The sequence below is a fragment of the Centipeda artemidis DSM 19719 genome (genome assembly GCF_000426665.1).
GTDB classification, from domain to species: Bacteria; Bacillota; Negativicutes; order Selenomonadales; family Selenomonadaceae; genus Centipeda; species Centipeda artemidis.
The window spans coordinates 1-11,527 of the sequence record NZ_AUFU01000024.1 but is presented as its reverse complement, the minus strand read 5'-3'; the positions used below and the strand labels follow the sequence as shown (position 1 = coordinate 11,527).

Annotated in this window: 12 protein-coding genes; 8 read left to right on the top strand and 4 right to left on the bottom strand. The window is 50.7% G+C overall.

The genetic code is table 11. The features are described 5' to 3' along the window. The 4 genes from K341_RS12740 to K341_RS12430 form a co-directional block, all read right to left on the bottom strand. Positions 1 to 307: hypothetical protein (locus K341_RS12740; protein ID WP_162141751.1), on the bottom strand; the 307-nt coding region annotated here is incomplete at its 3' end. A gap of 1,446 nt (positions 308 to 1,753) precedes the next feature. After that, a complete protein-coding gene (gene nadE / locus K341_RS0110395; protein ID WP_026762753.1) occupies positions 1,754 to 3,418 on the bottom strand; it encodes an NAD(+) synthase in 1,665 nt (554 codons plus the stop codon). Between the two features lie 84 nt (positions 3,419 to 3,502). Beyond that, positions 3,503 to 4,594 (bottom strand): site-specific integrase, encoded by a 1,092-nt coding sequence (locus K341_RS0110390; RefSeq protein WP_009438644.1) that lies wholly within the window; start codon positions 4,592 to 4,594, stop codon positions 3,503 to 3,505. A gap of 648 nt (positions 4,595 to 5,242) precedes the next feature. Then, positions 5,243 to 5,593: a helix-turn-helix domain-containing protein gene (locus K341_RS12430; RefSeq protein WP_071586905.1), complete on the bottom strand. Its 351-nt coding sequence runs from the start codon at positions 5,591 to 5,593 to the stop codon at positions 5,243 to 5,245. 126 nt (positions 5,594 to 5,719) lie between these two features. On the opposite strand from K341_RS12430, the gene K341_RS13060 reads away from it, so the two are divergent. The 8 genes from K341_RS13060 to K341_RS0110345 form a co-directional block, all read left to right on the top strand. Continuing rightward, a complete protein-coding gene (locus K341_RS13060) occupies positions 5,720 to 5,911 on the top strand; it encodes a helix-turn-helix domain-containing protein (protein WP_026762752.1) in 192 nt (63 codons plus the stop codon). 13 nt (positions 5,912 to 5,924) lie between these two features. Further along, positions 5,925 to 6,119, top strand: a complete 195-nt coding sequence (locus K341_RS0110375; RefSeq protein ID WP_009438805.1) for a transcriptional regulator — start codon at positions 5,925 to 5,927, stop codon at positions 6,117 to 6,119. Positions 6,120 to 6,429: 310 nt separating this feature from the next. After that, on the top strand, positions 6,430 to 7,179 hold the full coding sequence (locus K341_RS0110370; protein WP_009438778.1) for a ParA family protein: 750 nt from the start codon (positions 6,430 to 6,432) through the stop codon (positions 7,177 to 7,179). Position 7,180: 1 nt separating this feature from the next. After that, positions 7,181 to 8,320 (top strand): ParB/RepB/Spo0J family partition protein, encoded by a 1,140-nt coding sequence (locus tag K341_RS0110365; RefSeq protein WP_009438675.1) that lies wholly within the window; start codon positions 7,181 to 7,183, stop codon positions 8,318 to 8,320. Continuing rightward, positions 8,317 to 9,537 carry a hypothetical protein gene (locus K341_RS12145; protein ID WP_050782881.1) on the top strand — a complete coding sequence of 407 codons (1,221 nt, stop codon included), beginning with the start codon at positions 8,317 to 8,319 and terminating at the stop codon, positions 9,535 to 9,537. Before K341_RS0110365 ends, K341_RS12145 begins: the two co-directional genes overlap by 4 nt. A 53-nt stretch (positions 9,538 to 9,590) precedes the next feature. Continuing rightward, positions 9,591 to 9,956: a hypothetical protein gene (locus tag K341_RS0110355; RefSeq protein ID WP_009438657.1), complete on the top strand. Its 366-nt coding sequence runs from the start codon at positions 9,591 to 9,593 to the stop codon at positions 9,954 to 9,956. Continuing rightward, positions 9,943 to 11,124, top strand: coding sequence for an ArdC family protein (locus tag K341_RS11940; RefSeq protein WP_037349712.1), 1,182 nt, complete (start codon positions 9,943 to 9,945; stop codon positions 11,122 to 11,124). The genes K341_RS0110355 and K341_RS11940 overlap by 14 nt, the downstream gene beginning before the upstream one ends. Before the next feature lie 165 nt (positions 11,125 to 11,289). Next, positions 11,290 to 11,527: transposase (locus tag K341_RS0110345; RefSeq protein WP_026762751.1), on the top strand; the 238-nt coding region annotated here is incomplete at its 3' end.

Genomic DNA, 11,527 nt, shown 5'->3' with positions numbered 1-11,527 from the left:
CGTCGCGCCCCGCACGGGGCGCGTGGATTGAAACAATGCGGAGAAATCCGCAACAAAGGAGGACATCGTCGCGCCCCGCACGGGGCGCGTGGATTGAAACGAGGAAGAAAGCCTGATTTGGACCGTTAAACCGGGTCGCGCCCCGCACGGGGCGCGTGGATTGAAACGAAACGATGTGTTCAAGGTCGGCATGACGCGGCGTCGCGCCCCGCACGGGGCGCGTGGATTGAAACTTATATCTCCCCACGCCGAGATACAAAGATCCGCGGTCGCGCCCCGCACGGGGCGCGTGGATTGAAACCTCCAATCTGTGCGCTGTCGGTGTACTGCCACATGTCGCACCCCGCGAGGGGTGCGTGGATTGAAACATGAATCGGGAGATCGGCATCTTTGCGAAACTCGTCGCACCCCGCGAGGGGTGCGTGGATTGAAACATCTTCGATTTTTACAATGATACCTTCGTTGAGGTCGCACCCCGCGAGGGGTGCGTGGGTTGAAACTTCGCTGCGGATATAGCCAGCTCGTTGTGCTGCGGTCGCACCCCGCGAGGGGTGCGTGGATTGAAACCCTCCTTAAACCTATGTCGCCTTATGCAAGGAACGTCGCGCCCCGCACGGGGCGCGTGGATTGAAACTACGATGCCGCCCAGCGGAACCTTGCTCGACACGGTCGCACCCCTCGCGGGGTGCGTGGATTGCAACGCCGACATACGTGACAACAAGGAATTTGAAGGACGTCGCGCCCCACGGGGGCACGTGGATTGAAACCTGCCACTCTTTGCGCGCTTATTGGCGATGATTGTCGTACTCCTCGAGGCACGCGCGGGTTGAAATGCCGAACAGCTCTACAAAGTCTATGTCATGTTCATCGCGCTCGCTCCAGGTGGATGTGCGGATTTGATCTTGCCTCCGTGTTCGTGGACAAGATCAAAACATTCAAATCGATCGATATTTTCCAAGGGCTTTAGAGATTCTGCATTGCATGGATACTTGTATGAAAAGCCTTTTGTTGATCGGCTTTTTGTTGCTTAATTTCTTTATGGAAAATTCTGCGATGCGGCGTTGCTGCCAAGGTGGCGATGGGGAGCGGACGAAGGAGATGCGTGCGGATGCTTTGACTATGCGGATCCCTACTGCGTGATCTTGGGACGGAGCCACTGATCTCAATGCGACTCCTGTTACAGCCTGAGGATATGCGCACAGGAAATCAATAGCTCGTTGCCGATACCTCTGTTTTGTTTATAGGCCACACATCACTGGGCTCGTGTGAGTACCTGCTCTGTCTTGCCTTTGCGGTGCTTGCGGAGGTTCAGACAATTTATCGGACTTTTAGCATAGGGGACATTGCTGTCCTGATGTATAGTACTCATCGTGTTGTACGGCTTATGGGCGACTGCGTGCTTACCCCGTGTACTTTTTCATACAGAGAAAATCTCTTACAAGAGCGTATGTCCACGTATGCTCTCGCACAGGAAGACGAGCTGTCATCGCTTTTGTAGGGAATGCTTGCGGCGGGGGATCTCGAACGGTTGCTGCGGCAGGCGGCGTACTATCGCAGGCACATGTTGAAATAATGGTCAGTGTGCATCGACCCGCTTTCCGAGCCCATGGTGACCGTCATTATTGGATTCGTAATTTTCTTCGGGAGGCTGTCTTGCTGCATGCCTTTGAGGCGATGGATCAGATGATGTAAAAGGGCTTGTTGCACGAATACGTTTTTAGCGTAGGTGCAGCAAGCCCTTTTCGTATAAAAATCAGCCTCTCATTAGTTCAGCTTTGAGCTTACGATAGGCGCGTGTCTCGTATGCGCCGATTTGGGACTCGGGGTGATCCGAGCCGTAGGCGTGACCGCTGACGGAGAGGATGGGCGGGGACTGGATACGCTTGGCGACTGCCATGCCGGTATAGAGCCCCCACCAATGTTCGAGGTCGGCGATGAAATCCGTTGCCGTCGGGAAATATGCGGCGACAAGTCCCGCAGCGCAGCCGATATATTCTTCGAGCGTGTTTTTCGCATATGCCCGCAGGATGTCCTCGGGGAGACGGTTCTCCTCGGCAAAGGCGCGGAAGAGGTAGTCGTGGTACGGGTAGCGGATGGGGTCGCCCTTTCCCTCGTCGACATTCTGCGCGTCGGACAGCTCCGCGCTCGGCACGATGTCGATGATGCCCTGCGGGATCGCTTCGCGTCCGTAAACCTCGGCGTTCAGATAGCGGGCGAGATCGTAGACCTGATATTTCCAAAGATCGGCGAGCGCGGCGAGAAAACCTGCCAAATCGCCGTAGAGGGTGGCATAGCCGACCGTGCATTCCGCCTTGTTCCCGTTGCAGGTAAAGCCCGCGCCCCACGCAGCCGCAATGCTGCTCAGCACGCGTCCGCTGCGGTTGCGCGCCTGCATATTCTCGCGGACAAAGGAGGAGATCGTCAGATGTTCGCCGGGTGTCGCCGCCGCGCCCTCAATGGGAATCTCCGAAAGCTGTGCGGCGGTATAGGCGACACTTTCCTCGATGGGGACGATCATGGAACGGCAGCCGAGATTTTCCGCAAGCCGTGCGGCGAGCCCCTTCGTCGTTTCCGAGTTGAACCGGCTCGGCATGTTGACGAGGAGCACGCGATCCGCGCCGATGGCGTCGACATAGAGCGCGGCGGAGACGGCGGAGTCGATGCCGCCGGAGATGCCGACGACGACGCGCTCCATATGAATGCGCTCCAAAAATTTTCGCACGGCATAGCGGAGCGTACGGTAGACAGGTGCAATAGACGTCTCTTCCACCGCGGGGGCGAGCGAGGTGAGCTGTGTCGTATCGACGACAGTCAGCCCCTCCTCATAGGGCGCGGAGGTCAGCACCGGCGCGCCGTCCGCACGATAGACGCGGCACACGCCGTCAAAGGCATAGACGGTTTTTCCCATATCCTGCACGCCCAGTGCGTTGACATAGACGACGGCTTTCCTGTGTTTGCGTGCGAGCGCCGCGAGTCCCGCACCGTGTACGGGCGTGGGGAATGGCGCGGCATCGACGGCAATGAGGACGTTTTCATCCGGGAGGGCATAGGTGAGCGGGGAGAAGGGGCTGCTCGTATGGAGCGGGCGGCGCGCAATCTCCGTGAGTACGCCGTCGCGTGCGCGGAGGAGCGTGCGGCCGTCCGATACGGGACGTTCCGCCTCGTCCGCGATGCTGCCAAAGAGGACGGTGACGCCCTCCGCCGCGTGTGCAATTTCCTGTGCATAGTCCATGCAGTCGTGCAGGAATGCGGGCTGCGAGAACGCGCTTCCGAGGAATTTCCCCGAGAGTGCAAAGGCGGGGAATACCGCCGTCTCCGCGCCCGCGGCTTTGGCTTCCTCTATTTTCTTTCGGATATGCTCCATGTTGAGATCGGGACGACCGGGGATAATCTCCATGGATATGAGTGCAATTTTCATTGACAGAGCTCCTTTCCAAAACGACGCGTGCTGTGCTATAATAAGTACTATAATTGATATAAGTATTGAAAAACAATAGGTTTTTCAAATACTACAACCGTTGTGACCCTGATTTGACCCCCGAATAATTTGGGGGTCATTTTCTATTGCCTCTAAGACGACATCATGCTCTTTGGGGTATAGATGGGCATAGGTTCTTAATGTCGTTTCGATTTTATCATGTCCCAGACGTTTTGAAACCTCCATAATGGGGACACCGATATGTATGAGATATGAGGCGTGAGAGTGTCTTAAATCATGAATACGGATAAGTTTGACTCCTGCCTTTTTAGCGCCGGTGTGAAGTCTGCGTATAGATGCTCTAGTCACTATAAAAAGACGCGCATTTGGATCAAGAGGTTTGAGTGATTCGAAAAAGCTCATTAGGTTATCAACCAAAAAAGAAGGAAGGGAAACGACACGGTTACTCCCCGGAGTTTTTGGAGGACCGATTAAGTCCTTTCCCTTTAGCCTTATGTAAGATTTTTGAACGCGAACAATTTTCTTTTCGAGATCGAAATCGGCATATGTCAAAGCCAGTAATTCCCCGACCCTCATGCCGGTCCAAAATAGAAGCATAAATATCGTTTTATGCAAAGGGGAGGATTGCGTTAAGATGAATCTATTAAATTCATCTACTGTCCAAAACTGCATAGCCTCAGCGCTGCTTTTTCCAATGGTGTCTACACTTTTCATAGGATTTACGTAGAGACCATAATATTTAACGGCAAAATTAAATAGCGATACGAGTTGTCCGTTGATCATCTTTAGATACGTTGGGCTGTATTCGTCGGCAACCAACAAGTTCTGCCATTGACGTATGATTTTGGGAGTAATCTTATCACAGGGATATTGTCCTAGATGGGGAAGGATTCTATTCGAGAATATACTTTCTTTTGTGCTATAGGTCGTTGGTCGGATTCTATGCCTTAGATCCTCCATGTACAGATGATATAGAGATTCTAAGGTCATAGAAGGTGATTCGGTTTTTTGGCGTAAAAATTCTTGCTCGAAGAGCTGAGCGTCCTTCTTTTTTGCAAAGCCGCGCTTCGTTGTCTCTTTTTTATTCCCTGCCCAGTCTGTGTATTTGATCTTTGCAAACCAAGTACCGCGTTTTAAGTCTTTGTGGACAGACATAATGACTCCTTTCAGAATGGGGGTGCAGGGGGCAACGCCCCATGAGGTGGAGGGTGGGGAGGCGGTAGCAGAAAGCATGAGTGCAACTGATGCTTTCTGCGGAGCAACGATTCATTCAGAGGAACAGGTTTTATGCGGCAATGTGACGGTTGAGACCGCCACGATATTACGGCGTCGCGGATAGTAATGCCAAGGCATTTCTATCCCGGGAGTCGTAATAAAGTGCGGAGGAAACGGTCACATAGCGAAAATCCTGTTCCTATCCTTTTCAAAATACAGTATACTGATTATTGCCACAGCCCCGAGAGCTTAAATAGGCAGGAGGGGAGGTGTTTCCATGATTTTCGTATTTCGTGTGCTTGTTGAGCTGCTAATTAGTGTCCTCTGTGACCTGATAGAGCGGTGGCTAGGATGGTAGCGCACACGCCGTCATTGTGGCACTAGCCGTTAATCTCTGCTGTATGGCTTTTTGACCATACAAAAAGCCCTGCAATTCGCACTTGCAGGGCTTTTCTGGTGTTTCAATGCTTTTCGTTTTCGTGTTTTTATATTATAGCATCTAAACACAATGGTTTCAAGCCCCGCAATGAGCGCCTATTTTTTATGCAGTTTGATCCAGCGTCGCAGGCGTGGTGAGAGGAAAAATGACTAGTTTTTTCCCCCGGCAGCAGCGGCAAGATTGTTTTTATGCTTTAGATAATTGATAAACTCGCGTACTTCAAGCTCCATATCCGGAGATAAGTCCTCGAGATCCTGTAATACTCCTTCATGACGTGAAGGAGCTTTTTCTTTTTGTGGTGGGGTAGGATCGTCTGTGCGCCCGAGGAGGTAGTCTGTTGTGACCCCGAAATACTCAGATATTTTCAGCAACGTTGATGAGTCTATGTCGCGTTGTTCTGTTTCCCATTGCGATATTGTATTTTGAGCAACGTTTAGTAAACGACTAAATTGTTTTTGACTCATATTTTGAGCCTTACGTAATTCTGCTATTCGATTCATACCAACCTCCATGGTATCTATATTATCTCAAATAGCGATTTTACTTTGAATACTGTATCTCAAAATGAGTTGACTTTTTTTGATAAACACAATATAATCTCATTATGAGATATAAGGAGGGGTGATATGAAATTATTAAAGAAGCTACGAATGAATGCATCGTATTCTCAAAAGTCATTTGCGAAAATTGTAGGGATTTCTCAAAATCACTATTCCAACATCGAAAATGGAATACGGAGACCGTCTCCAGCAGTAGCAAAAAAAATAGCCACTGTCCTAGACTTTCCAGAGCAGTGGTACAAATTGTTGGAGGATTAAAGGAGGTATTACGATGCCAACAGGCTATAAGACGGCAAAGAGTAACTTCATCACTGCACCGGAGATTGCCGATGTGTGCGCGATCTCAGTCTCCAAGGCGTACAAAATTCTTGCAGAACTCAATGCCGACCTGCAAAAGATGGGCAAGTGTACGCTGCGCGGCAAGACGAATCGGCGGTACTTCGAGATGAGGTATCTCGATGTATGAGCAAAAAAGGAAGGATAACAGTGACACTATCAGAAGTAAAAGCGCAGCTGATAACCGAGTGTGCGAAGTCAGGTGCAAAGGCTTGTGTTATCGCGACAACGGATGGAAAAACAGCGCGAATCAGTTTAAGGGGCAACGAGGATGAAGTTTTACAGCTAATTACGAATTGCTTTGATGTTGTTAAAAGGGGGCAAAAAAAATGCCACCGATAAAATATCGGCAGCATTTTCGTCTGCACTAAACAGACTGAACCTTTGTTTAGTATAGCAGACTTTCGCGGAAGAAACAATAGGCGAAAGGACTGATTTTCATGAAAACAATATCACTCATTAACAAAAAGGGCGGCGTAGGAAAGACGACGATCACGGTCAATCTTGCCTATGCGCTCGCCGAGAGCTGCGATTTGCGTGTTTTGGTCGTCGATAACGACGATCAAGGCAACGCTACGCAGTTTTTTGATGTTACGCCGGACTTTACGCTTGCAGATGTTTTGACGGGGATGGATATTCGCTCCTGCATCTCCCGGACACGCTATCCCTTGATTCATCTCCTGCCGAGTGACGAGCGGCTGTTGGACGCAAATGTTGCCGTTATCAAGGACGAGACAATCGTGCAACAGTCGATACTCAAAGACGCCCTCGCATCCGTGCAAGATCTCTATGATGTATGCCTCATCGATAATCCGCCGACGATCAACGCATCGGTGATCAACGCACTCACGGCAAGTGATGAGGTTATTATCGTTACGACGCCGGATCTCTATGGCATCCGTGGCGTAGAGCAGATGATTTCCTATATCGAATCCATACAGGCAGATTACAATCCGCATCTTCGTTTTCGCGGATGCTTGCTGAATAAGTTTTCCGCGACGCCACACGGATTCCGGACGATTGCCAAAATGCGGAAAGATATTCCTCTCTTTACGGCACGCATTCGTTACACCAAGGACAAACCGGAAGCGGCAGCGGGAGAACACTGCAGCATCTTCGAGTATTCGCCGAACTGTGGATTTTCGTGCGATCTCGTGAAATTCCTGCGCGAACTAATGGAGGGTATGTGAGATGAAAAAGCAGTCGTCAGCGCTGATCGCAAAGCTGCTGAACAAAAACTCGCAGCCGCAGTCGCAAGGTATCCATAATGAACACCTTGCGGAGCAAATTGTAATGCGCTCTGTCCATGACCTTGTGCCGAATCCAAAAAACACGGCATATCGGACGGATAATATTGACGAACTGGCGGCGATGATTGAACTCACACATCGGATTGAGCCGCTGATCGTGAAGCAGCTCCCCGATGAAGAGGGGAAATACATGATTCTGAGCGGACATCGCCGGCGTCTCGCACAGCTCTATCGTCTCGAAAGCGGCATGACCGACGATCCGTGCGTACCGACAATTACACGGGAGGTCATAAATCCGCTGGAGGAAGTCATCACAGGCGATGAGATGGAAACGCTGAACATCGTGTTTCCGAATAAGGGATCTCGCCGAAATCTTTCACCCGTGGAAGAAGCGGCGGAGATCGCTCTTATTAAGCCGATCATCCGGAAGATCTATGAATATCAGAAAGAACGCGGAGAGATCGCCGGGAAGTTCAGAGCGTTTTTTGCAAGCCTTCTTGATATATCCGAAACGACCCTCGCCCGCAAGGAGGCGATAGGGAAACTATCGGATGCGGCAAAAGAAGCCGTTGAGGAGGGACGTATGACTGCGACGGCAGCCGCCGAACTTTCGGCACTGCCGGAAGAAGAGCAGGATGAGATGCTAGAGATCATCGAGGCGCAAGGAGAACGCCCGACGGTTGAGACCGTGCAGCGCGTCAAAGAAAAGCGTCAGCCGGAATCTGTGGAGAATAAGATGTCCCCTGTGCCGCTATCGATGGAGGAAGCGCTTGAAGCAGAGGGGCAGGAACGGCTTTCCTTTGCCATAGATGAGGTCTTTGACGCTACCGATAATGATACGGTCGATTCGTTGGGGCTTGATGATACAGATGTAAATCAGTGGGTTACAGCCGCACTGATACATATTTGTAACACGATAGATCGTAATCTTGAGAAATGCAGAGTACTGGGACGACCGGACTGTGCAAAATGGGAAGCTCGCAGCAATATTCTGTTGGATGTCCTCAGAAAAGCTCTAAATGAGCATCTTGAAAAGGCGACAGAGCTACAGATGAAGCACTTGAGCGAGGGAGAAATATGACCGGGACAAGCTGCCTTACTTACGATTCACCACTTACTTTTTCGCCGCTCCTAGCTGCAAAAATTGGCATGAATGAAGCCGTTTTTTTACAGCAGCTTCAATATTGGATCAGCCAAAAGATGGGAAAACAAGATGAGTATGGGCGCCGCTGGATCTATAACACGGTCAAACAGTGGAACAAACAGTTCCCGTTTTGGTCGGAGCGCACAATCAAGCGGATTATAACAAACCTTGAATCCGAGAAATTGTTGCTATCTGTCAGGATCGGAGATGGATTCGATAAGAAAAAGGCGTATACGATCAATTATGACCGTATGGCAGTCATAAATCAAGAAATTGTCCATGCACAGGCAGAAGAGAGTATGAGCCGAGCAGATGAGAAGATCTATATCCCTGCCGGGATTGTTCCTGTGCCCTCGAATAGGCTTTCACCGTCAGAGACTCTATCGCCGCAGGACGAAGACGATGAAGAGCGCGTATATGATCTTTCCGGGGAATATTCGTCGGTTGAAAACGTCCGGGATGAGGAGTGTCAAAATGACACTCAGGAAGAAAGTCAAAAAGTTGAAGTTAGTGGCACTATCGAGAGTGCCAATTTGACCCGACGGGAGTGCCAAAATGACCCGACGGGGAGTGCCAATTTGACCCGACGGAACACCTCGCCGGAACTGCCGAAAAATCCAGTATCGGCGCGGGATTACACCCCCTCTCCCTCGCGCACGCGCGCAAAGACTACAACAGAGAATACACAAAGAATAACAACAACACCATGTATAGAAAGATCAAAAAGTCAAGAAATAGAGCCTGTTGTTGCCGATGATTTGATTTCTGCTTGTGCGGAGCTGAACATCCCGGAGCACGTGACGGTGAATTGCATCCGCCGGTATGGGGAGAGTGCCGTACGGGAAAAGGCAAAGATGCTGCGCTATGCCCATCAGCGCAATCGAATCGAAAATGCGGCAGGCTGGCTGATCGCCGCATTGAAAGACTCGTATGTCTATACTCCGTCAAGGGATCCGACGAAGGAGCGTGAAAAATTCCGACGGACACAGCAAGAGCAAACAGAGGCGCAGCAGCACCGTCAAGAAGAGCTGCGCGCAAAAGAGCACGCTCGTCTTGCAGCGATGGAGGAGCATCGGGCAAAGGCTACTCCACCGGAGCGTGTATCCGCGCTCTTGCGCGACTGGCACGCACGACACGGACGAGCAAGCCCTTGACCGTAAAGGTGTCCATAATGGACACACTAGCCGAATGCCGAAGGAGGGAGTATATGCAGATTGAATTGACAGTCAACGGAACGAGTGTATTTCGAGCGGAAAAAAGTGCAATGCATGAGAATGGCCGTGTGTGGTATAACCGCGACGCCGTGCTTTCTATCCGTGCCGATCATGAGATGCTGCACGCGGAGCTAACAGGAGGTGTTGAAATGCCCAAAGACATGGAACAGTTAGAGCGTGAACGACTTGCGTTCGAGGAGAAATACGGCGTCATGCGTGAACCGGGGCAATTATTGCCGGAGGAGGAGCGTGTGCTGTGCACGCCGGAGGAGGAACTGGACGATGAGGATAGGGAGATCCTGCGTATGCTGCAAACAGAGATCCCAAATCCGATAGAGGAGGCGAATGACCATGAGTGATGTGAGTGAAGCACGCAAAGCGCTTGTTGAGCAGGTCGCCGCAGATATTGCTGCCGGAAAGCCGTTTTTTTGGGAGTCCGGTATCATCAACGGTGGTCGCCCCAAAAATCTCACGCGAGAAGGGGAGAGTGCAAACTACCACGGCGGAAACAGAATGCGGTTGGCGTATCAAGCCATGCGTATGGGTTATAAGGATAACCGATGGGCAACATACAAACAAGCGCAGTCAATCGGCGCGCAGGTCAAGAAAGGCGAAAAAGCAACCGTTGTTGAGTATTACCAATTTGAGCGGGAGATCTGGAAGAAAAACGAAAAGACGGGGAAAAAGGAACCTGTCTATGAAACAGATCCTGAGACAGGGGAGAAAAAAATCAAAAAAGTGCGGCTCGACCCGCCGCTGGTGAAGAGATCCCTTGTATTTAACGCTGAACAAATGGAAAATGTGCCGCCACTGCCTGAGTTTGAACGTCCGGTTGAGGCTCTGAACGAGAAGATGGAGAGAATGATCGCCAATAGCGAAGCATCGATTCATCACGATCAGCATCATCAAAATTTCTATACGGTGTCAACGGACGAAATCCATCTTGTTTCTCGCGAGGAGTTTAAGACGGATGCTTACTACTATGCGACAGCTGCACATGAGATCGCACATAGTACAGGTCATGAGTCACGCCTTAATCGGGAATTTGGAGGGCAAGCAACGGATACCTATGCGCGGGAAGAGCTGCGTGCAGAGCTGACCTCAATGTTCCTGCATCAGGAATACGGTATCTCGTTTGATAAGCAACATTATGATAACCATGCCGCATATCTCAAGTCGTGGGCAAATGCACTCAGGAAGAATCCTGATGAACTGTTTCGTGCTGCGCACGATGCGGAAAAGGCTGCCGATTACATCAAGACAAATATGATCGAAAAGACAATGGATAAGGAGAAGGTACAGACACAGGCTGTGCAGACGGAACGCTTGGCGGTGGTCACAGAGGAGCGCCCGGCAGAAGAGAAAGGCGTATCCCCCGTGCTTGCCGCGCGCATTAGCAAGATCCGAGCGGCAAAAAAAGCGCAGCAACAGGAAGCATCTGCAAAGCAGAAGCCCGTCGCACGGAAAAGAACGGTGAAAATGGCGCCGAAGAAAGAGGCGGGGAAAAGCCGGAGTCTGAGCCGATAGACGAAGAGGAATAAAAAACAAGGTGTCCATTATGGACACCTTGAAACACCTTGCAAGCAATGCAAACGATTGGTATAATGGGAGTGTATAATAAACTGTGTAAGTAGGAAGACAGCTTAGGAGCACTCCCCGTGAGGGGAAGTCAAAAACTAAGGAGGAACCCTTATGTCAAAGAGGCCCCCACGGCGCGGTGCAACGCTCGCTAAGGCAATTATCGAAGAGTATCAACCCAAAACCGTAGAGGATATGCAAAACGCCCTCAAAGAAATCTTCGGTCCCATGTTTGAAGCCATGCTCAATGGCGAGATGGAAAACCATCTCGGTTACATGAGCAACGAGCGCGGCGAAAAGGATACAGCAAATCGCCGCAACGGATATACCCAAAAAGTCCTCAAAACCTCAG